This window comes from Flavobacterium microcysteis (genome assembly GCF_006385255.1).
Lineage (GTDB): Bacteria > Bacteroidota > Bacteroidia > Flavobacteriales > Flavobacteriaceae > Flavobacterium > Flavobacterium microcysteis.
The window spans coordinates 925,177-947,891 of sequence record NZ_VFJE01000056.1 but is presented as its reverse complement, the minus strand read 5'-3'; the positions used below and the strand labels follow the sequence as shown (position 1 = coordinate 947,891).

The following is a 22,715-nucleotide window of genomic DNA, read 5'->3' as shown; positions in this document are numbered from 1 at the left end:
GAAATACCATAGGGATTAGCTGTGGTATAACGAGTCATTACTGTCCGATTACCACTTTAGGGAAACGGATAATTTTGTCGCCCAATTTATATCCTTTTTCTACAACATCTACAATTTTTCCTTTCAGATCATTTGAAGGTGCCGGAATTTGCGTAATTGCTTCTGCAAAATCAGCATCAAAAGAATCTCCCGCTTTTACTTCAACTCCTTCAAGGCCTTTGGAAGCTAAAGTTGTTTTTAGCTTTTCATGAATTAATTCAACACCTTTTAAAAGACTTTCGTCTCCGGATTTTGAAATTTCAATCATAGCCCTGTCAAAATCATCCAAAACAGGCAATAGTGCCAGAAGAACTTCCTGATTAGCTGTTTTGAATAAATCGATGCGTTCTTTTGCAGTTCTTCTTTTGTAGTTTTCAAATTCTGCAAAAAGACGGATAAACTTATCTTTTTCGGCTGCCAAATCTTGGGTCAGTTGCTCTTCTACGCTCAATTCTTCTACAATTAACTGTTCTCCATTTGCGTTGGCTTCTAAAGTTGCGTCATCGATTTCCTGCTCTTTGTCTTGATTTTCAGCATTCATAGTATTTTTGCTTTTAAATATATTCTTAAATTTCATTTTCTGCTTTTCAAGGGATTGCAAAAGTACTGCCAATTGTTTTAAAATGTCAAATTGTCACGCTTTTTTTCATAGAAATTTGGACTGCAAACCCAAAAAGCTTTTTCATTTTAATAAAATTTTAAGAGATTTCTAGCTTGGATTTGATATGTTTGCTATGCTAAAAAAATAAATTTATGAAGAATCGTATCGCATCCCTATTAATTTTATCTGCATTAACCCTGACAGTTTCATGTAAAAATGACAAGGCTGCAGAAGCTGAAACTACTGAAGCCGGTGCTGTAAAAGAAGTATCTGGTGAAGCAGCATCTTATAAGGTAGACAACGCAAACTCCAAAATTGACTGGACTGGTTCTAAGCCAACAGGAAAGCATACCGGAACAATCAATCTTACTGATGGAACAGTTTCTATCAAAGACAATGTATTGGATAGCGGTAAATTCACCATTGATATGAATACAATTACTGTGACCGACTTGAAAGCTGGTGATGGGAAAGAAGATTTGGAAGGTCACCTAAAAGGAACCGGCGGTACTGAAGCTGATTACGATCACTTCTTCAACGTAAAAAAATATCCGCAGTCTACTTTTGAAATCACAAAAGCCGTGACTGAAAACGGAAAAACAGCTGTAGAAGGTAACTTGACTATGAAAGGCATTACAAAAAATGTAAAATTCCCTGCTACTGTAACAGTTAACGGAGATACAGTAACACTTGTCAGCGATCCGTTTACAATCAACAGAACACTTTGGAATGTAAACTACGGATCAAAATCTGTATTTGACAATCTGGGAGACAAATTTATCAATGACGACATCGAACTTAAGGTTAGCATTAGTGCTAAGAAATAATTGTTAATTCACCCCAAAAAGAGCTCCATTTGTTGAAATGGGGCTCTTTTTATTTTAGGTAGCTTTGCGGCTCTGCGTCTTTGCGAGCAATTATTTCACGCAAAGACGCAGAGTCGCAAAGTTTATATAGAGAGATTATTCATTGATTTATATCAGCTCAAAAGATTATCGAGCGCCTTGTCTAATGTTCTAAACTTAAAGACAAAGCCATTGTCCTGCGCTTTTTGTGAACTAACATTCTGGCTTGAAACCAGCAATATGTACATTTCACCCAAAAGTGCCTTGAGAAGAAACTCCGGAACGTTGGGCATAAAAAAAGGCTTTTCCAGGATAGCCGCTATCTTTTTCACCAATTCGTGATTGTCAACAGGATTTGGAGCTGTGGCATTATAAACACCTTCCCATTGGTTTTGGATAGCAAAATGATATAAATGTGCCAAATCATACATATGAATCCAGGACTGCCATTGCTTTCCGGAGCCATAAGCAGAACCCATTCCCACTTTTATTGGTTTAAGCAGTTCTTTCAGCATGCCTCCTTTTTCGGAAAGAACAAGACCAGTCCTGATTTTGCAGACCTTTATATTTAATCTCTTGAAATTATCGACAGTTTCTTCCCATTTTGCGACTACTTGTCCTAAAAAAGAATTGTCAACGGATTTGTTATCTTCTGTATAAAAAGCGGTAAGACTGTCAGGATAAATCCCAATGGCTGATGCCGATACGATATGTTTGACCTGATGCGGATGCGATTTCAATATCCTATAAAGTAAATTGGTGGATAAAGTCCTGCTTTCAATTATTTCCTGTTTGTTTTTTGATGTCCATCGCATAGAAATAGAAGCTCCTGCTAAATGAACAATAGTATCTACACCCAATAAGGCATTTTCATCGATAATTCCTTGTTGCGGATTCCAGTAAAAGCCCTGGTAATTGGGTTCGTTTTTAATTTCTTTTTTTGAAGTGGTCAGATAATGGATTGAGATTCCGTTTTGCAATAACAGGGAAACTAACTCTGTTCCTATCAGACCCGTCGCTCCTGTAATCAAAATTTTCATAGCATATAAATTTTCTATATGTCAAATTTACGAGTGCATTGGCGTAATAAAATGTTAATTAAGGTAGGTTTAACGGCAAAGTACTGTCCCGGATCATTTTACCCTTATACTCCATTCAAAATCCATTTCAGAAACCTGCTCGCCTTTTTCATTCATTCCGATAGATTTCATCCAGAAAGTCTGCCCTTCTCCAGTTTCGATGGTGCGTTTGACTGCATCTTCAATCAGATGACCGTCTTTACAGGTAAAAACAATCCTTCCGGTTGCCTTTTTTGTAAAATTTCCTTTGTTATTCGCAACCAGCATGGATATTTTCCTGTTACTTCTTTTTATATGATACATAACCAAGGCTCCGGTAGACAATTCTGCCGCCATAGCCTGAACTGCAAAATACATCGAATTAAAAGGATTTTGGTTGATCCAGCGATGCTTTACCGTAACGATACAATGCTCTAAGTCGATTTTCTTTACCCTCACACCACAAAAAAAAGCGGAAGGCAACTTAAAAAAAAGAAATTTATTGAGTTTTCCGGCCGTAAATTCCATCTGTTTATTTTTTTGAAATATAGTAAATATTAATTGATTTGAAGGAAAAGAGGTTGAAAAAGAAAAAAATAGAAAAGAGAGAATAGATGAGAGATAAAAGACAAAAAACACATTAAACATTAATAATCAGCAATTTAACATTATCTCACTAAATTTTAATTTGTTAATTTTTTGTTAAATATCAGTACTATGTAAAACAAGATACTGTCTTTTAGCCATATATTTGCATAGGATATTATTATACACTTTTAATCATGGAAACATCATCAAATCAAAAAACGACCAGCGCCTTTGTACACTTAAGTACATTGACACAATATTTCATCCCTTTCGGGAATTACATCTTTCCGATAATTATCTGGGGAGCGAGTAAAAAAGATTCAGAATATATTGATCATCATGGAAAGCAAGCCATCAATTTTCAACTTAGCCTTCTTTTGTATTCATTAATTCTGTGCCTGATTGCTATACCGATTTTCATCGTCACTATTTTCAAAAACATGCCTATAAATGCAATTATCCATGACGATGATTTTATAATCGAGAATTTCCATCTTGAACATATTACAGGAATGGTAATTATAGGGATAACAGCAGCTGTGCTTTTCTTCACATTAAAAGTTGCCGAATTCTTCTTAATAATTTACGCTTCAATCAAAGCTGCAAACGGAGAACTCTATAAGTATCCATTGACCATCAACTTTCTTAAGACACCGAAAAAAGAAGAAAACAAAGCTGAAATTTCAGAAGAAAACGAATCATCAATCAATCATCAATCAGAAAGCGAAACAGTTTAGTAATCCAAAGCCATGAAAGAATTATAAAATATCAGGACTAATCACCCTACCGTCATCATCAATCAATCATCGATCAATCATCAATCAAAAAACGAACAGTTATGTTAAAATTCATCATCACAACAGCAATGGCACTAGTCGCTTTAACAGGCTTTGCCCAAGTATCAGAAAACAGAAAAGTCAATGATTTTTCAAAAATAGAAGTAGAATCAGGAATTGAATTAACGTATATGGAAAGTGACGAAAATTCAATACGAGTAGAAGGAGACAGCAAAGATGGACTTGAGTCTATCATTACTGAAACAGATGGAAAAACATTAAGAATTTATCATGCAAAAAGAAACAAAAAACAAAGTGAAGGCATTTCAAAAGTTTTCGTAGCCGCTAAAAATGTCAATTCGTTTAAAGCTTCATCAAAATCAAAATTATATTTTGACAGACCAGTGGCCGCAGACGATATTGAAATCGAAATTTTATCGGGCTCTTATTTCAGAGGAACTGTCCTGCCAAATTCAAAGGTTACAGTAAAAGTTAGTTCAGGTTCTCTTTTCAGTGGAAAATTTGAAACCGACATTTTTAAAGGTAATTTTAAAAGCGGAGCAACAGTAAGCCTCACAGGAAAAGCAAAAAATGCAACAATCACTACAAACACGGGTGCTTATTGCAATGCTAAAAATTTCTTTGTGGACAAGATGGTAGCAACAGCAGGTACAAAATCATCTGCCTTGCTAAATGCAAAAGAAAAGATTGCAAAAGCCACGGATGCTTCATCAATTACTTTTTTTGGAAAACCAGAAAATTTGAAAACTGATAGCGAATCTTTTGTTATCGTCAATATGAGCAAATCCACAGCTATTACATGGAATAGCCCTGAATAAAATTCAAAAAACACAATTAATTAAAATTTTAAAAGCACATATATGAACATTGAAAACACTAAAGCCCAGATGCGCAAAGGAGTGTTAGAGTTCTGTATCTTATCCGTCTTAAAAGAAAAGGATGCTTATACTTCAGAAATACTTGATACTCTAAAAAATGCTAAATTGCTAGTTGTAGAAGGAACCGTTTATCCGCTACTAACCAGATTAAAAAATGATGGACTTCTTAACTACCGTTGGGAAGAATCGACTTCGGGACCGCCAAGAAAATATTATGGTCTGACCGAATTAGGAAAACAATTTTTAAAAGAATTAAATGGCACATGGACGGAATTGTCTGATGCCGTAAACATTATAACCAGCCAAAAATAATCATCATGAACAAAACAGTAAATATTAACTTAGGAGGTATGTTCTTCCACATTGATGAAGATGCATATCAAAAATTAAATCGCTATTTCGAAGCCGTAAAGCGTTCCTTATCAAATTCGACTGGAAAAGACGAGATAATGAAAGATATCGAAATGCGAATTGCTGAATTGCTTACCGAAAAAAACCGTGGCGAAAAACAAGTCGTAGGTCTTAAAGATGTAGAGGAGATTATTACGGTAATGGGACAACCTGAAGACTACCGAATTGACGATGAAGCGGCGGCAGAGCAAACATATAATTATAGCTCTTCAACCAGAAGAAGTAAAAAATTATACCGAGACAAAGACAATTCAATGGTTGGTGGTGTATTAGCCGGATTCGGACATTACCTCGGAATCGATCCTTTATGGTTGCGTATCATCATGGTAATTTTACTTTTAGGTTTTGGTACCGGCTTTTTAATCTATGTAATCTTGTGGATTTTAATGCCAGCTGCAACAACTACAACTGAAAAACTGGAAATGACCGGTGAGCCTGTTACGATTTCAAATATTGAAAAAAAGGTTCGTGAAGAGTTCGACACTTTTTCTGAAAAATTCAAAAATGTAGATTACGATAAAATCGGTAATCAGGCCAGAAATGCAGGAGAAAGAATCGGGAGCGGATTAAGCGATGTTTTACTAAAAATCTTCTCCATCTTTGGAAAAGTAATTGGAGCACTACTTGTTGTTATTGCTTCCGCAACTCTTGGGTCGTTGATTATTGGATTTATTACAGCAGGTTCTTTTTCAATGGTGAATTTCCCTTGGCAAAGTTATATCGATAATTTTACAGATGTGCCTCTTTGGATTGTAGGAATGTTAATTCTGATAGCTGTTGGAATTCCTTTCTTCTTCCTTTTAATATTAGGATTGAAATTATTGATCACGAATATGAAATCCATCGGAAATCCTGCAAAATATACCTTGTTGGCACTTTGGATTATCTCTATCGGAACCTTAATCGCATTAGGCTTACAGCAAGCAACGGAAGTAGCATTTGATGCCAAAGTTGTTCAAAAACAGAAAATCGACTTTAATCCGAAGGATACGTTGAAAATCAAATTTGCATACAATGATTATTTTGCCAAAGACATCTATGATAGAGAGGATTTCTTATTCACACAGGATTCTGCAAAAGCAATGGTTATCTATTCCAACAATGTAACTCTTCGTATTTTAAAAACTGATGAAAAAGTACCTTACATCCAAATAGAGAAAAAAGCAGAAGGCAAGTCGTTTGCTATAGCCAGAGAAAGAGCTGAAAAAATCGATTACAACTATAAATTCAAAGGAAACGAGTTAATTTTTGATAATTACCTGCTTACTGATATCAAAAACAAATACCGTCATCAAAAAGTAGAAATCTTCTTATACCTTCCGGAAGGAACGTATTTCAAGCCAGATATGAGCGTACAAAACTACGATCATACAGACAACAACTTCTTTGATTTGTGGTTCGATTCTGACATTTATATCTACCAAATGCAATCTTCTCAAGTAAAATGCCTAAATTGTGCTGATGAAAATGGATTTGCTGAAGGAGAAGCCTGGGTTGATGAAGAACAGATAGCCAGAGAAGCGGAACAAGAAGCTCGACTTGAGGTAGAGCAAGAAATGCAACGCCAAAACATACAGAATGGCCAAAATTCTTCAACAACTGTAACAATTAATGATAAAGGCGTACAAATAAAAAAAGAAGCTACACAAGGACCTCAAGGCGCTAAGTCAAAAGGTTTAAAAATGGATAAAGACGGAGTAATCATTAAAAACAACTAATTATGATTCGAATTATAATTTATTTCATGAAATTAATTATAGCCCTTCTATTTGCCCTGTTCTTTTCTTCTTGCCGGTACACAAATGAAAGAACAATAACCGGCAGTGGAAATGTTAGGGTAGAAACTCGAAATGTAACCGATTTCAAAGGAATCAACGTAAGCAATGCCCTTGAAGTTGAAATAGAACAAGGTGATGCCTATCAGGTAGTTGTTGAAGCAGACGAAAATTTACTTTCGCATATTACAACAAGAGTTGAAAACGGAATACTCCATATTGAAACAGATGCCAATAGCTTTAGAAATATTGATGCCAGAAAGATCAGAGTAAAAATGCCGGTAATTGAAAGCCTTGAAGCCTCTAGTGCTGCTAAAATTACAAGTACAGGCACACTAATAACTGAAAGACTATTAGTCGAAGCAAGCAGCGCCTCTGGAATTGACATTAATATCGAAGCAGACGAACTTATCTGCAATAGCGACAGTGCCAGCTCCGTAGATCTAAAAGGTAAAGCATTACGATTTAAAGCGGAATCTTCAAGCGCCAGTGAAATTGACGCCGATGAATTGTTAGCAAATGACGTTATGGCCAATGCTTCCAGTGCAGCTACAATTAGCGCTCATCCTATTCTGACATTGGATGCCGAAGCAAGCAGTGGCGGACAAGTAAACTACAACAATACACCTAGGAAGTTCCTAAAACAAAATGCCGACTCTGGTGGCAGCATCAGCAAATATTAACACTATAAATCCCGATAGAAATTATCGGGATTTTTTTTGTTTCCAAGTCTAGCTATCCGTAGATAGAAAAGTCAGAATCCTAAAAATTCATCCTCCCATAAAACGTTAGCAATCTTTATTTATATTTGTGAAAACAATCCCTACATTATAATGAGAAGACTTATCCTATTTGCCGTCATTTTGACAACAGCCGTTTCCTTTTCGCAAAGCAAGGAAAAAATAAAAGGCACCAAAATCGTTACCATAGCGCCTCGAGAAATCCAAAGTTTTGAAAACCTAGAAGTAGAAGACAATATTGAAATTTTCCTTGTAAAAGGAGACAATAATGCCTTGGAAATTGAAGCTGATGAAAACCTTCATGAAATTATCGAATCCAGCCTTAATGGTGGGGTTTTACGTTTGACTACTACAAAAAATGTAACCAGTTATAAAAAACTAAGTGTCAAAGTAACGTATACGGATGATTTTAAAATGGTAACCGCAAAAAACGAATCAACTATCAATGCCCTTTCCGATATTGAACTGGATAATATCACATTCAAGACCTTCGACTATACAAAACTATTTTTAAATGTCAAGTCGCGTTGGTTTACAATTTTTGCTAATGACAAATCCAAAATAGAACTGAATGTAAAATCGGAAACAGCGGCAGTTGAATTGAGCAAGAACGCCAATATGAAAGCCCTGATTTCTTCAGAATCTTTAAAATTTGATATGTACCAAAAAGCAACAGCTGTTATTGAAGGTGATATTGTAGATTTAAAATTACGTCTGGACAACAATTCTAATTTTACGGGAAAGAACCTAAATGCTAAAAATGCAGAAATTACTACCGAAGCTTATGCTAACGGAAGCATTCAGGTGAGCGTAAAAGCTATAATAGAAGCTGGTGGTAAATCAGAATTGCAATTGTATGGCGACCAAAAAATTGAAATCAAAAATTTTACCGACAGTGCAGTGCTTATGAAAAAGCCAATCAAATAGTTTAATCAACAACAATCATAAACAAAAAATCCCAAGCAATGCCTGGGATTTTTTTATAGTATAATTTCTTAGATTAGTGTAATGTTGCCAAGTAACGCTCAGCATCCAAAGCAGCCATACAGCCTGAACCGGCAGCTGTAATTGCCTGACGGTAATCCTTATCCTGAACATCGCCCGCAGCAAAAACTCCTGGAAGGTTTGTTTTGGTTGTTTTTCCAGGCGTGATCAAATATCCGGTTTCATCCATATCCAACTGTCCTTTAAAGATATCTGTGTTTGGCTTATGCCCTATCGCAATAAACAATCCTGTAATCGCAATTTCAGATTTCTCACCCGTTGCATTGTTGATCATCCTTAGACCTTCTACTACCTGATCTCCTACTACCTCTTCTACTTCTGTATTAAAAAGTACTTTTAGGTTTGGCGTATTTTCAACACGGTGTTGCATTGCTTTAGAAGCTCTCATTACATCTTTTCTAACCAACATGGTTACGCTTTTGCAAATATTGGCAAGATAGGTTGCTTCTTCCGCTGCAGTATCTCCCGCTCCAACAATGGCCACATCCTGGTTTCTGTAGAAAAACCCGTCGCAAACCGCACAGGCAGAAACTCCACCACCACGTAATTTTTGTTCGCTTGGCAATCCAAGATATTTAGCTGTAGCTCCGGTAGAAATAATTACGGTTTGAGCAAGAACTTCCTTGTTTCCATCAACCGTAATTTTATGCCAGCCACCTTTTTCTTTTGAAAATTCGACAGCAGTTGCCATCCCGATTCTAACTTCTGTTCCGAAACGTTCCGCCTGCTGTTGTAATTGTATCATCATCGTTGGTCCGTCAATACCTTCCGGATAACCTGGAAAATTATCAACTTCTGTCGTGGTGGTTAATTGTCCTCCTGGTTCCATACCGGTATACATAACAGGTTTCATATCCGCACGGGCGGCATAAATTGCAGCAGTATATCCAGCAGGCCCAGAGCCTATAATCAAACATTTTATTTTTTCAATTGTATCAGACATAATAGTATAGTGAATTATTTTTTTCCAACGCAAAAGTACATTTTTATCGAAAGATTAAATGCATAAACGGATTAGTTTTAACTATCTAAAAATAATATTATCCTATTTCATTTTTTTCTGTTGCAGAATAAAAATATAGTCTTATATTTGCACTCACCTTTTCGGGGTGTAGCGTAGCCCGGTTATCGCGCCTGCTTTGGGAGCAGGAGGCCGCAGGTTCGAATCCTGCCACCCCGACTAAAGAGCCTTCCAAAGGCAGTCAAAACCCCTTAAATCGTATGATTTAAGGGGTTTTTCTTTTTATTCAACTCCAAAATATCCAAGTTATATCAAAGAAAATGGGACCTATTCGGCTACCCCTTTTCTTTTTTTATCTTTAGGTCCCAGAAATAAATTTAATATTTTAAAAATCAGTCAGTTGTGCTAAAATTTTAACATTTTATGCTTCTCGAATTATGCAGTTTTCAAAAGAAAATCCAGCTTTCTTGAGACCCATTTAATGTGCAATTGATCTGAAACATTAAATTTTTGAGATATGAAAACAACAGGAATTACATTCGGGGTACTTTTTTACCTAAAGACACAAAAAACCACGACGCAAGGTTCGGCTCCTATCTGTGCCAGGGTAACGGTAAATGGAAAACGCACTGAGATTTCAGTAAAGCGTTCGGTTAAGGCAACTGAATGGGATGAAAGAAAAGGCATGGCAAAGGGAGGACGTAAAGAAATTGTTGAGCTAAATATGTTTCTAAACCAGTTCAAGGCAAAGATTATAAATACATATCAGCAGATGGTACTAAGTGACACTGCGATTGATGGACCTGCAATCCGTGATAAGGTATTGGGTACGGATCACTCAGCCCCAACCCTGATATCACTGATGGAATATCATAATGAACAACAAATGCATAAGCTTGCTCCGGGAACCATGAAGAACTACCATACCACCCAGCGCTATGTAAAAAAATTTCTTATGGCGAAACTTTATAGGAATGATGTCTTGCTTTCACAGCTTACTTACAAGTTTATCTTGGACTTTGAGCGCTTTCTTTTTAATTATGTTCCCAAAGACCACCAAAAGCCACTTAACAACAACGGCATCATGAAGCATATTGAAAGGCTGCGTAAAATGATAAATATGGCTGTCAAGTTGGATTGGCTTTCCAAAGATCCATTCTCCAGTTTTAAGAAGCATTTTGACAAAGTGGAACGAAAGTCCTTAAACAGCCAAGAGCTTATGGCATTGTCAAATAAAGAATTTACTATCGAACGGCTTAGGCATGTTCGTGACATGTTCATGTTCAGCTGCTATACGGGTCTTTCGTATATTGAACTCGTTGAACTCACGCCAAACAAAATCATCACGGGCATAGATGGAGGACTTTGGATTTCCACAAGCAGGGCAAAAACAGATACGGGCGTACGTGTGCCATTATTGCCTCAGGCAACAGATCTAATAGAGAAATATAGAGATGATCCAAGGGCATTAAATAACGGGACAGTTTTTCCTGTAATTTCAAATCAGCGAATGAACGGATACCTAAAAGAGATTGCGGATCTCTGCGGGATAACAAAAACGCTGACCTATCATATCGCACGTCATACCTTTGCAACAACCGTTACTCTTAGTAACGGAGTACCGATTGAAAGCGTTTCAAAAATGCTTGGCCATACAAGTATTCGCACTACTCAAATTTATGCCAAGGTTGTTGAACATAAACTCAGCGAGGATATGCGAAATCTTGAACAACGAATGTCAGCTAGGGTGTAAGACAATAAAAAAATAGAAATTTAAAAGGTGGTCGATATCGACCACCTTTTGTGTATATGATAACAAGTACATTTTTCTGGTAAAAGAGAGCCACAATCAGCCAAACATGGACAGTTTTACTCTTTCAATTCACTCATGAGTTTATTTTGTAAATGGTTGTAAAAACTGCCAAAATCTAAGTTAGATATTGTTCAATCTAAAAGTGAGAATTATGAATGTGGATCTTATTACCAGAGATGATCTTGATAGATTTAAAAAAGAACTGTTAGAAGAAATTCGGAGATACCAGCAGTATCCCCGCAAACAAGGCCAGGAAACTCGTGTTTGGCTCAAAAGTTATGAGGTTCGTAAACTTCTTAATATTTCAGCAGGTACCTTGCAAAATCTTCGGATAAATGGCACCCTTCCTTATAATAAAATTGGTGGACTCATGTACTATCGCTATGAAGATATTCAAAAACTGATGGATGGGCAATAACAATGTTAAGGGAGCATTAAAAGTATTTATCTACTGATAACTATTAAGACAACTTCCTCTACGTTATTTTTTCTAACAGATGAGAGTGTATTGTAGCTGCAACATCTGAAAGGATCTACCTGTAGGTAATGCAAGCAAACTAGATGAGCAATTAAAAGTAATACTTTACTCTATTAGAATTGCTTATGCCATAACTTTTGTTTGTAATTCTCCCAAACAATGCAAAATGGATCGTTTTTTGCAAATTTTGGATCGTTTTTGTTAACAATCCTTCTATTTTATTGCTCTAATTTCGCTTTGTAAATCATTTATACAGTGTCGGTTATAAACCAACAAGGCTATATAAGATTGGTTAGCCTTCAAGTAATTGTAAAAAACATTGTCATAGCTAAAAGGGGAAAACATGAAAGTATCGGTATCTTTTAAAAACTTGATTGTCAATATAATTTGCCTGCTTTATATTTTACTATTTGTATATGCAGCAATGAGCAAATTACTGGATTTTGAAAATTTTAGAGTACAGCTAGCCCAATCCCCATTGCTTAGTGCATACGCACAATTTATCGTGCCTTTGGTATTAACAGTGGAGCTATTAATTGTTTTTATATTATGTTTTAAAAGTACCAGATTATTAGGAATGTATTCATCTTTCTTCTTAATGATAGCTTTTACGATGTACATCTATCTTATTCTGAACTATAGCGATTTTATACCCTGTTCGTGCGGAGGAATTTTAGAAAAAATGGGTTGGACTACGCATTTAGTTTTTAATATTTTCTTCATAGTGTTAAGTTTAACCACCATTTTATTATTGGAAAACAACAACAACGTTACCAAATTAAGGATAATATTAAAATGTGGGCTATGCTTAACGGCAGCCATGCTGCTGGTTATTTTTCTTTTTTTATCCTCGGAACATATCATTAAGAAAGAGAATAATTTTACCAGAAGATATCTACAGCATCAAGTTGAAGTAGATAAGGTTTACGACCTGAAATTTGATTCTTACTATTTTGCGGGTTATAATCAAGGTATCATTTATCTTGGCAACTATAGCGCTCCGGAAATATTAACAAGTATTGATACGGTTTTTAAAATACAGAAAAGTCTAAAATTAATACTGGATACTCCAAATCAGCGGTTCCGTTCCGCACAGCTTCAGGTAAGAGCACCCCACTTTTATATATATGACGGCAGTGTTCCAGTTATTTTCCGCGGTAATATTGGCGATTCACTGGCCGAGAAAATAAACAGAAAGGATAATTATTTTTCACAATTACAAATTACAGCAACGGATTTGTTTGCTTTCAGGGCCCAAAGCAGGAAGACTAAAAATAATATACTTGGGACTTTCAGTCCAGACACTGATAAGGTGGACATAAATTATGGATTGCTCAAAAAACAGTATGACGGTGTTTTTGACACAGATGGTAAACTACTGTATGATAGGGAGACACGCGGTCTGGTTTACAGCTATTTTTACCGAAATGAGTTTCTGGTAATGGATTCCAAGCTCCAATTACTCCGTACTCTCCATACTATTGATACGGTTACAAAAGCTCTGGTGAAGAGTGCGTATTTAGCCGACGGGCGTCATAAACTCGTAGCCCCGCCGCTTATGGTTAACAAAAACATGGAAGTTTATAATAATATCTTGTTTGTAGAATCTAATCTCAAAGGAAAATTTGAATCTGATAAAATTTGGGATAATGCTTCTGTAGTTGATATATACAGTACCAAAGAACAAAGTTATCTGGGAAGTTTTTTTATTGAACACCGCGGAAAGATCAAACTTTCCCAGATGCTTTTGACGGATAAATATTTATTTGTTTTATCCGGACGCGAAATGCTGCGCTACCGCTTAGGCCAGGCGGTTACAAGACATTTCAAAAAGGTGGAAGCTGAAAAACCTTAAAAGAGTAGGCAATCAATCTAATTTTTAAATACCATGAAAAATGTTAAAAGTTTTTTACTGCCTGCAGTCGTTGTTATTGCGGGTATAAGTGCTGCGTTTGCAACTGATACATCAAAAAAAGCAGATACAGTATTGGAGACAGGGTATTATTTTAATAGTACCGCACCTACAATCAAATGTATTTCAACACCGACTCAGTGTAATCCTCAGGGTACATCGATATGTACCTGGACCGATGCCAACAATGTCAGCCACAACCTTCAGAGAAAGGTAAGTGACGCCATGTGTGGTGTTAACCTGTACAAACCGAATTAATTTAAATTACTTAAGGGAGCTAATCAGCTCCCTTTTTTATTTCCTGATCAATCCAGCTGCTGCTATAATCATCCTTTAAAAAATAGTTAAACCAGTCAAGTGTCCGGATGCTTAAATCCAAATTGTTATCCATATTCAGAAGGCTGTGTCCTTCATTTCTGTAGAAGAGCGCTATTACAGGTTTTTTATTCCTGCGTAAGGCATTATAGAAACTGCGGGTTTCTTCCCACTTGATATTTTCATCTTGCATGCCTGTCCATAAAAGCATCGGTGCACTTACTTTCTCAGCATTGTAAATGGGGTTATTATCGTAATAAAGCTGCTTATCCTCAGAAAAAGGTTTATGCATCCTATACTGATATGTTTCAAACCTCCAAAATATAGGCATTAGATAATTTAGGTTAAAATTGAAGTAGCTGCTGACAATATCACTGTTGCCTGTTCCGCTGAGATATGCAGCAAACCGGTCTGATTGGGTGGCGATAAAATTAGATTCATAGCCGCCGAAAGAGTGTCCGGTGAGTCCGATTTTCTTGGGATCAATCTGTTTTTTAAATTTTAAGGCATCTAAGGCATTGGTAACACACTGCAGGGCAGCAATTCCCGAGCCCTGATTCCCATAGATAATGTCGGGATAAAATACAAAATAACCATTCTCCAGCAAAGCGCGGGTATTGAATCCTTCTGTCTGATGCAGGGACAGGTTAAGGTATTGGTTTTTTACTTTTCCCTGCTTCTCATAAATCTGCACGACCATCGGGTAGGTTTCCGATTCGCTGTAATCGGCAGGATAAAATAATAAACCTTGACAGGGGTTGCTCTTTCCATCGGCATAGGTAATGGTTTCCTGCCTGAACGCAGAAACTTTTTTATCATGCCTGTTGGTTTGAAAAAGGATTTGCTCTTTTTTTCCATTTTGAATATAAGTAAGCCGCGGTGACAGATTATAATTCTGCTCTATATAACATAACTGCTTGATTTGATTGTTATAAGCCGGTTCTGTGTATAAATTCGCTGATGGTTTTACCATCAACGTCTCTTTACCATTGTGCCAACTCATAAATTTCGTTATCATTTTGTCAGGATCTGACAATTGCACCAGCAGCGGATATTGCAGGGAAACCGTGTTTTTAGATATGCCTGAATAAGACATCAGGTTCACATTCCCGTTAATAATTTTAGCAGTATATCCGGGCGCATTAATTATTTTCTTCAGTTTGCTGCTCGTGATGTTATACTGCCATAATCCGTCTTCTCCTTCAAAAAATATTGTACTGTCATTCTGAGCAAAAAAGGGTTTGGTAAGTTTTGTGTCTCCAATTGGAATGGTATTGTTTTCTTTTAAGTCATAAAGAAACCATTGACTGTTTTTTGGCGAGAGCAGGAACTGCCCATTATCGGAGACATAAATTTCAGGTGTAAACCTGCCCAGTGTTTTCCATTCTGCTGCTTCAGCATCTAAAACATTGATTTCTATATCAGGATTAAAAACAGTGTAGTCATTAAGAATGCTGGGGTTAATCCCTAAAAAGTACCGGCCATTTCCTAAGCTAATAATATTTTGTAAATCCTGTCTACCTAAGTCTTGTATTTTTCCTTCTTTGGGTTGCCAAAGGTATGCCGACTCAATTCCACGGGGGTAATACTTCTGAATAAGATCCCTGTCACTTCCATACCATATATCTACCATACCGTCTTCAGCTTTGCCCTCAGACCAAAGACGAATAAAATAACCTTTTTCATCCTTAGTATTTTCTAGATAGGCTGCATTAAAATTTACAGGAAGAATATCTTTAAGGACATGAAGCTCCCCGTTGTAAAAATCAAGGTATTTTAAATTCTGATACTTATCTGTTGTGTTCCTTTCAGAAATAAATATCTCTGAACTTCCATGTCCCATTTCGATATCCTCGATGAGAAGACTTGAAGAGTAAACTTTTTTTATCTCTGCTGGGCTCACAATAAAAAGCTGTGACACTGCCTTTTTATCATCATATTTGACCGCTGCAATCCGCGCTTCAGGAAGCAGGAAAAAGTTTTTTACATTCTCAAGGGTCTGCTTTGCCATACCATTTTGATCATACAGTATAAGCTTGCTGTTATTTTGATGGCCGTAATGAATTACAAACTGGGTGCTTCCTGTCAAGGCTTTTGCCTGGACAATATCCGTAAAAATGATCTGCTTGTTAGTCTGTAAATTCCATAGTTCTGCGGTATTACCCAAAGGCAGCAATAATGTGTTTTCTCCAATGAAATAGTGCTCACCGATTTTTGTCCTGAACCCCAACAGTTTATCCTTTGCAGAAGTTTTGAATATTAAAAGTGTATCCCTGTTCAGGTCATAAACCAAACGGGAAGTAATGTACTTACCGTTACTGCTCATTTTGACAGCTTCAAGGTTTTGGGATTTTTCTGCTAAGGTTATAAGGGGCATATGTTTTTGCTGGGCATTTGCTTTGCTGAGCACAATCAAAAGGATTAAACACAATATGCTTTGGATCTGATAAATTCTAATAGCCTTCATGCTGTGGTGCCAGATTAGGATTAAGCAATAATTCATTTTGAGGATAAGGCCACACGCTTTTATAAGGGGTCCAATTTGGCTTTACATTAGTTAACAGGCCTAACTTTCCGGTTCTTTTTAAATCCGTGAAACGTATGCCCTGCTCGGCAAAGAACTCACGTCTTTTCTCCAAAAGGATTTCATCCATAAAAGCATCCTTGGTTACAGGCTGTATCTGTAACAGACCCGCCCTTAACCTTGTGGCATTAAGGTATGGCAATGCTTCAGGCAATTTGTCCTGCATCACCAGAGCTTCAGCCAGTAAAAGGTATACTTCTTCCAGCCTGAAAATAATTGAGTATTCATTAGTGTTAGTACCTGAAAGATTTTTGTATTTACTGGATCTGTACCAATTGTTGCCTTGGGCATTAACTCCTTCTATCCATTGTGACTTGCGAAGATCTTCTGGCGCAAAGGCAGAGATAAGGTCTTCGGAAAGGGCGTAAGCTGAAGGAGGAGCGTCGTTAAAATAATAGAAAGAAGCTTCTTGTGTGGAATCACCACTGTACTGAGGTTTTAACTGCCATAATATGTGCGTACCTGAATTATGAAAAACTTCAGAAATGTCAGGTTGAAACTGATACATGGGCGACTGAATTATTGAGGAAGCCATTTGCTGTGCCTCTGTATATTTACCTTGTAAAAGATAGATATGTATCAGAAGAATTTGTGCAACTTTGCCGTTGGGATAAATACGCTCAGGATCACGATAGTTGTCACTTAGCAAATTTGCTGCATTTGTTAAGTCTGTTTCAAGATAAGCCAGCATTTGCTCTTTACTTACTTTGCCCAGACTACGATTATAATTATAATCAAGAACCGTTGTATATGGAATTTCATCAAAGATGCTTTGCAGGTAAAAATAAAGCATGGATCGGATAAGCAATGCCTCTCCTATTATCTGCTGTTTATCTACCACTATAAGTGCAGAAGATTTTTCCGCACCTAAAATTATGGCGTTGGCAGAATAAATCTGCTGATAGGCATTTGTCCATACACTTGCGACCACAGAATTGGTACGTTGTATCTGATTGCCGCTAACATCCTTGTAACCATTAAGGTCAGTGTAATAACTATTAAGCTCGTCACTGTATGATCCCAAGAGGGCTCCCATTCCGTAGTTATTTCCTGCGATAAGTGACTGTTGTCGTAAGTTGGCATATAATGCTGAAAGCGCAGCATACGCTGTTTGTGGATCTTCAAATACCTGTACAGCCCCAATTTGATTATTTGGCAAATTAGCTTCTATCAATTCGTCACATGATGCTACAGTAAACAGTACGTATACTATAGCTATTTTTTGTAATAATTTCATATCTGTATTATTAAAAATTTAATTGTACACCAATGGATACTGTTTTTAAAGGGGGCAGAAAGCCAGTTTGCGTAAACTCCGGATCAAGACCAAAATAATTTGTGAAGGTTAGCAAATTCTGACCCTGAACATATATCAGCGCATCTTTAATAAAATGCTTCACAGGGAGGCGATAACTGAGCTGGATATTTTTCAATCGTATAAAAGAGGCATCACTTACAGCAGCTGTGCTGTTCATTAAATATCCGTGCAAGAGGTTCTTTTGAGAATCAGCACCGGAAGTATAAGCCATATAAGTTCCTGAAGTATTTTCAGGGGACCAGACATTCAGGACTTCGACGGGTTGATTGTTCATCGTACCTGGTGTTGGCATCATGCTGTTATAATTCCACTGGTTTTGTTTTACAAATTGAAACAGAAATGCAAAATTCCAATTGCCATAAGTCACGTTACTAGATATACCTCCAAAATAACTTACTCCAATATTTTTAATTACCTTGTTATCTTCAGGAGCTGAAACTTTTCCATCACCGTTGAAATCGGTGAATTTATACAAGCCTGTCTGTTGGTCGATACCCTCAAAATTATATAGTTTGGCTATAGACACGGGGTGTCCTATGACGTAACGGTTAGCATAGGTTGAGCCCTCAAGACCTGGAAAGGAGAGAAGTTCATTTTTAGGAATGCTGATATTAAAGCCGACTTCCCATCGCAAAGCCCCTGATTGGAAGGGAACAATTGTCGCTTCCAATTCCCAGCCCCTATTTTCTACGGTAGCAGGAAGATTAGCTAGTATATTTGCAAATCCCGTTGTAGCAGGTAGCGGGATACCCACCAATTGGTTGCCTGACCTGTTGCGATACCAGGCTGCAGTTACATTCAGGCGATTGTTAAACATCCCAAATTCAAGAGCAGCTTCAAGTTTTGTTGTTTTTTCCCAGCTGAAATTAGGGTTGTATAACCTTGAGGGTGCAAGACCTGTATAGTTTCCATATAGATTGCCAGTAACGGAATAGGTGTCAAGATATTGGTAATCTCCAATCTGATCGCTGCCTGTATTCCCGTAGCTGCCTCTTAACTTACCATGGTTTAGCCAGCTACTACTGCTCATGAAATTTTCGCGTGAAAATATCCATGCACCGCCAATTGCTCCAAAATTTGCAAACCTGTTATTGGGTCCGAAACGGCTTGATCCATCCCTTCTTCCGGTAAGATTCAGTATGTACCTTTGGCGGAACTTATAATTTACCCTACCGAATACCGCGCCGTAATTGTATTGGGTTTCGCTATCCTGAGAAACGACTTGTGTTGTTGCTGCGGATAAATTGGTCAATAAAGCATTACTTTGGAAACCATATCCTTCCGCATTTAGTGCCGTTGAATTATTCTGCTGGTATGTTGCCCCAGCTAAAAAATCGAATTCATGGCTTCCCGTTGTCAATGTGTACTGCAATTGCGGTTCAAATAAATACGAAAAGCGGTTCTGGCTTCCCTTAAAGGACATGGAACCCGCAGACGTTATCCCGTAAGCCGGATTGTACATTGTATTTGGCCTGAGTGACATTTCTGAAAAAGAGAGATAATTTAAGCCTCCATTCATTTTTAATGAAAACGATGGAAGTAACTCATAACTTAGATTGATATTGGTATTGAATGTTTTGGTGTCAGAGCTATAAGTACTTTCAAAAGCTGCTACGGGATTAGTAAAGGTATTTCCTTCCCAGTTTAATGTACCATCAGCTGAATAAAGTACGGGAGCATTAGGGCTGAGATAGAAAGCCTGCTTTGTCAGGTCTTCATTAATGACATTGTTGCTCAGTGATGAAAATAACCCTGATAAGTTCATTTTAAATTTCCTGTCAACGGAATGGTGACTGATATTAGTAGCAAGATTATTGGTCTTGTAGATAAAATCATTTGAGAACACTGTGCTTTGCACATTATGACTCCCACTAACCAAAAACCGGGTGTTTTCATTACCACCACTAATGGACAGCTGTAACATAGTATTAAATGCTGTTCTGCCGATGAGTTCTTTTTGCCAATTGGTAGATTTTGACTGATCCCATGTGCCGTTTACATCATAAGCATAATCAGGGAGCGTATTTATTCCGTCATTAGAAAATGCCTGGCGGCGCATTTGTAAATACTGCTGCGTATCCATCATCGCCATTTCAGAAGCTACCTTGCTGAAGCCCGAACTTGAATTGATACTGAATGATGTTTCCCCTGCCTTTCCCTTTTTAGTTGTGATGAGTACCACGCCATTACCACCACGTGAACCGTAAATGGAAGTAGCATCAGCATCCTTTAATATTTCAATATTTTCGATATCGTTGGGGTTAATGGCATTAAGCGGATTGACTGATCCGGCGGGTAAGATAGTCCCCGCAAGCATAGAGGCATCCTGCGCTGCAACTGGTACTCCATCTATAATATACAGTGGATTGTTTCCTTCTGATCGAAGACTGTTAGTCCCTCTGATCTGAATACTGTAACCTCCTCCGGGCACCCCGGTATTTTGTGTAATATTGACACCCGCCATACGGCCCTGCACAGCAGAAAGGACATTAGTTACGGGCTGGTTTTGGATATCCTTTGCAGTAACTTGTGAAATGCTTCCGGTACTTTCTTTCTCCTTTACTGAATAATAGCCCGCATTAATAGTCACTTCTTGAAGCTGAGTGCTATCTTCGGACAATATTACTTTTATTGAAGTTTGGTTTCCAACGGTAATTTCTTGCGTGGCATAGCCAATAAATGAAAAAACGAGCACGTTTGTAGAATTAGCCGTAATTGAAAAATTGCCTTTTTCATCTGTTATGACTGAAGTTGTAGTTCCTTTGACAATGACCGTTACGCTTGGAAGTGGTCCCGCGGCATCGGTAACTGTGCCTGTAATTTGATGTTGTAACTGCTTCGTGTAGCTTCCGAACGTTAGTTCAGTAGCGTAAATATGATTTGAAAGAAGCATTGCAAAAATAATAATACAAAGACAGGAAGGCCTGCCTTTGTTAAATGAAAGATTTTTCATAAATTTAGAAAGGTTTAAAATTGAACTAAAGTTTGGTTTTATCTCGCCTTCTGTATCCTATGTTGACGCACTAGTACAGAAGGCTTTTCTTGTTAATTATTTCGTCATAGGCATAATTTGGTTTTGGTTATTTTATATGTTAATAGATGTTGTTGTATGCTTTTGGGATCTGCATACTGCAGATTTTGTAAATGGCGAAGCTTGATAATAAAATAACCCGGCCCTTCCCCCGACTAACTCAGCAGGATACCAGTACAGGGCCAGGCATTATAAAAATGAAAAAAGAAACTACAACATAGGCAAACCGATAATGGTTAAACATAGGGCTGCGATGTTTTATATCGTGAAGTAGCTTTGAGAAGTTGAGAGAGAGCCAAAAAAAAGAGGCGCGGGTACTCATCTTATTGCATCGGAGGTACTGGTATACCCGCACACGAATAAGTGAGCCCACGCCCTTTTAGGCGTGAGCATTTGCACTTATCTTCCCGCGTGCTAAAATTACCAGTTTTCCGATGCGGGTTCAAAGCGAATGCTTCAAATATTTTCTATTGAAGAATCGCAAATTTACATCAAATGATGTATTCTAATAGTCAAATATAATAAAATAATTATTCAATACAAATATGTATCGAATAATTTAAGCTTTTTTCCGAAATTTTACTATATGATTAAATATGGAGCAGAAGAACTAAAACTTTTAAATATTCAGATAGGTTGTGTTTTAAAGTTAGCAAGACTGAAGAAAGAAATGTCTCAAGAAAGTCTAGGGTTATCAATTGATTCTGATAAGACCAAAATTGCTAGACTGGAAAAATATGCACACGCAACTAATTGGGACACCATTTATTCTGTAAGTCAAGAATTAGAGGTTGATTTCTGTAGTTTGTTTATACTCAAAAGCAAAAATGAAATATTAGCAATTGTTGAGGAATGTATTAAGCTAGATAAAAAACTCAGCAAAATGAAGATTGCATACTATGAAAATTTAAAAAATACTATATCCAATATTAAAATATAATAGTAATTTCAAAATAGTTAGGAAGGTCAAATACTCCGTTTTTTTTATAAAGTAGTATAAGGATTTAACTTTAAAGTTTTATTCAAAGAAAATTGGACATAGTTTAATTTATTTAAAGCTACCTGCTATGAACAGAGACAATGCTGTATTGATTATTTTCGGCGTATTAGCACTAATCATCGGAATCGCCCTTAAGCTATTTATTGGCAGAAGAGTATTCTATCGCCGGAATTCTTCGGGAGCAGAGGGTTTTAAAAATTACCGTAACGCTTTGCTGACCCCATTTTGGGAGAGCATACTCGCATTTATGGGAGGACTGCTTATTATCCTTGGAGTATTGGCACTCGCATTTGCCAAGTGGATCCTATAAGTATCTAATACTATTTTATGAAATTTACAATATTTAAGATGCAAATGCATCTTTTTTTATGGCCTCTCGAAATCAAAAAACAGGTATTTATACGGTAGTCTTTTCATCATTAAAAGAATTATTTTGCACCTTTTAATAGTCAATTACGGAAAACCATAAAATAACGCAAAGATGGTTTTGTAAGTTTGGCGCGAACTATACAAATCAAGGCTTGCATATATCGGGCTGACGTTATTTTGTATAAGAAATCAACCTT

Annotated in this window: 20 protein-coding genes and 1 tRNA gene; 14 read left to right on the top strand and 7 right to left on the bottom strand. The window is 37.0% G+C overall.

The features are described 5' to 3' along the window. Positions 1 to 37: 37 nt before the first annotated feature. Positions 38 to 616 carry a nucleotide exchange factor GrpE gene (locus FJA49_RS17765; protein WP_140002823.1) on the bottom strand — a complete coding sequence of 193 codons (579 nt, stop codon included), beginning with the start codon at positions 614 to 616 and terminating at the stop codon, positions 38 to 40. Positions 617 to 792: 176 nt separating this feature from the next. Between FJA49_RS17765 and FJA49_RS17760 the strand changes: the two genes are divergently transcribed. Beyond that, positions 793 to 1,467 carry a YceI family protein gene (locus FJA49_RS17760; protein WP_140002820.1) on the top strand — a complete coding sequence of 225 codons (675 nt, stop codon included), beginning with the start codon at positions 793 to 795 and terminating at the stop codon, positions 1,465 to 1,467. Between the two features lie 152 nt (positions 1,468 to 1,619). Here FJA49_RS17760 and FJA49_RS17755 read toward each other — a convergent pair whose 3' ends face one another. After that, positions 1,620 to 2,525 (bottom strand): TIGR01777 family oxidoreductase, encoded by a 906-nt coding sequence (locus FJA49_RS17755; protein ID WP_140002817.1) that lies wholly within the window; start codon positions 2,523 to 2,525, stop codon positions 1,620 to 1,622. 93 nt (positions 2,526 to 2,618) lie between these two features. Continuing rightward, the gene (locus tag FJA49_RS17750) at positions 2,619 to 3,071 is read right to left on the bottom strand and encodes a DUF4442 domain-containing protein (protein ID WP_140002814.1); all 453 of its coding nucleotides are present in this window, start codon (positions 3,069 to 3,071) and stop codon (positions 2,619 to 2,621) included. 254 nt (positions 3,072 to 3,325) lie between these two features. Between FJA49_RS17750 and FJA49_RS17745 the strand changes: the two genes are divergently transcribed. The 6 genes from FJA49_RS17745 to FJA49_RS17720 all read left to right on the top strand — a co-directional run bounded on the left by FJA49_RS17745 (position 3,326) and on the right by FJA49_RS17720 (position 8,659). Then, positions 3,326 to 3,868 carry a DUF4870 domain-containing protein gene (locus FJA49_RS17745; protein WP_140002811.1) on the top strand — a complete coding sequence of 181 codons (543 nt, stop codon included), beginning with the start codon at positions 3,326 to 3,328 and terminating at the stop codon, positions 3,866 to 3,868. 101 nt (positions 3,869 to 3,969) lie between these two features. Then, the gene (locus FJA49_RS17740; RefSeq protein WP_140002807.1) at positions 3,970 to 4,746 is read left to right on the top strand and encodes a GIN domain-containing protein; all 777 of its coding nucleotides are present in this window, start codon (positions 3,970 to 3,972) and stop codon (positions 4,744 to 4,746) included. Between the two features lie 42 nt (positions 4,747 to 4,788). After that, entirely contained in the window at positions 4,789 to 5,118 is a 330-nt protein-coding gene (locus FJA49_RS17735; protein ID WP_056069700.1) for a PadR family transcriptional regulator, read from the top strand. Between the two features lie 5 nt (positions 5,119 to 5,123). Further along, complete coding sequence (locus FJA49_RS17730) at positions 5,124 to 6,935, top strand: PspC domain-containing protein (protein ID WP_140002804.1); 1,812 nt, start codon at positions 5,124 to 5,126, stop codon at positions 6,933 to 6,935. A 2-nt stretch (positions 6,936 to 6,937) separates the two neighbouring features. Continuing rightward, positions 6,938 to 7,675, top strand: a complete 738-nt coding sequence (locus FJA49_RS17725) for a head GIN domain-containing protein (RefSeq protein ID WP_140002801.1) — start codon at positions 6,938 to 6,940, stop codon at positions 7,673 to 7,675. A 150-nt stretch (positions 7,676 to 7,825) separates the two neighbouring features. Continuing rightward, positions 7,826 to 8,659 carry a GIN domain-containing protein gene (locus FJA49_RS17720; RefSeq protein WP_140002798.1) on the top strand — a complete coding sequence of 278 codons (834 nt, stop codon included), beginning with the start codon at positions 7,826 to 7,828 and terminating at the stop codon, positions 8,657 to 8,659. Between the two features lie 73 nt (positions 8,660 to 8,732). Here FJA49_RS17720 and trxB read toward each other — a convergent pair whose 3' ends face one another. Then, complete coding sequence (gene trxB, locus FJA49_RS17715) at positions 8,733 to 9,680, bottom strand: thioredoxin-disulfide reductase (protein WP_140002795.1); 948 nt, start codon at positions 9,678 to 9,680, stop codon at positions 8,733 to 8,735. A gap of 162 nt (positions 9,681 to 9,842) precedes the next feature. Between trxB and FJA49_RS17710 the strand changes: the two genes are divergently transcribed. The 5 genes from FJA49_RS17710 (at position 9,843) to FJA49_RS17690 (ending at position 14,159) form a co-directional block, all read left to right on the top strand. Then, positions 9,843 to 9,917: transfer RNA gene (locus tag FJA49_RS17710), tRNA-Pro, on the top strand. Positions 9,918 to 10,215: 298 nt separating this feature from the next. Next, positions 10,216 to 11,451 (top strand): site-specific integrase, encoded by a 1,236-nt coding sequence (locus FJA49_RS17705; RefSeq protein ID WP_140002792.1) that lies wholly within the window; start codon positions 10,216 to 10,218, stop codon positions 11,449 to 11,451. Positions 11,452 to 11,662: 211 nt separating this feature from the next. Next, the gene (locus FJA49_RS17700; protein WP_140002789.1) at positions 11,663 to 11,929 is read left to right on the top strand and encodes a helix-turn-helix domain-containing protein; all 267 of its coding nucleotides are present in this window, start codon (positions 11,663 to 11,665) and stop codon (positions 11,927 to 11,929) included. A 403-nt stretch (positions 11,930 to 12,332) separates the two neighbouring features. After that, positions 12,333 to 13,844, top strand: coding sequence for a MauE/DoxX family redox-associated membrane protein (locus FJA49_RS17695; protein ID WP_140002787.1), 1,512 nt, complete (start codon positions 12,333 to 12,335; stop codon positions 13,842 to 13,844). 33 nt (positions 13,845 to 13,877) lie between these two features. Continuing rightward, positions 13,878 to 14,159 (top strand): DUF6520 family protein, encoded by a 282-nt coding sequence (locus FJA49_RS17690; RefSeq protein ID WP_140002783.1) that lies wholly within the window; start codon positions 13,878 to 13,880, stop codon positions 14,157 to 14,159. Positions 14,160 to 14,178: 19 nt separating this feature from the next. Here FJA49_RS17690 and FJA49_RS17685 read toward each other — a convergent pair whose 3' ends face one another. From FJA49_RS17685 to FJA49_RS17675, 3 genes are all read right to left on the bottom strand, one after another. After that, positions 14,179 to 16,593 (bottom strand): alpha/beta hydrolase family protein, encoded by a 2,415-nt coding sequence (locus tag FJA49_RS17685; protein WP_158629501.1) that lies wholly within the window; start codon positions 16,591 to 16,593, stop codon positions 14,179 to 14,181. Between the two features lie 76 nt (positions 16,594 to 16,669). Beyond that, on the bottom strand, positions 16,670 to 17,959 hold the full coding sequence (locus FJA49_RS17680; RefSeq protein ID WP_233590228.1) for a RagB/SusD family nutrient uptake outer membrane protein: 1,290 nt from the start codon (positions 17,957 to 17,959) through the stop codon (positions 16,670 to 16,672). A gap of 88 nt (positions 17,960 to 18,047) precedes the next feature. After that, the gene (locus FJA49_RS17675) at positions 18,048 to 21,071 is read right to left on the bottom strand and encodes a SusC/RagA family TonB-linked outer membrane protein (RefSeq protein ID WP_140002774.1); all 3,024 of its coding nucleotides are present in this window, start codon (positions 21,069 to 21,071) and stop codon (positions 18,048 to 18,050) included. 664 nt (positions 21,072 to 21,735) lie between these two features. Here FJA49_RS17675 and FJA49_RS17670 point away from each other — a divergent pair. Next, positions 21,736 to 22,089: an XRE family transcriptional regulator gene (locus tag FJA49_RS17670; protein ID WP_140002771.1), complete on the top strand. Its 354-nt coding sequence runs from the start codon at positions 21,736 to 21,738 to the stop codon at positions 22,087 to 22,089. A 127-nt stretch (positions 22,090 to 22,216) separates the two neighbouring features. Next, positions 22,217 to 22,459 carry a molybdenum ABC transporter permease gene (locus FJA49_RS17665; RefSeq protein ID WP_140002768.1) on the top strand — a complete coding sequence of 81 codons (243 nt, stop codon included), beginning with the start codon at positions 22,217 to 22,219 and terminating at the stop codon, positions 22,457 to 22,459. Positions 22,460 to 22,715 lie beyond the last annotated feature (256 nt).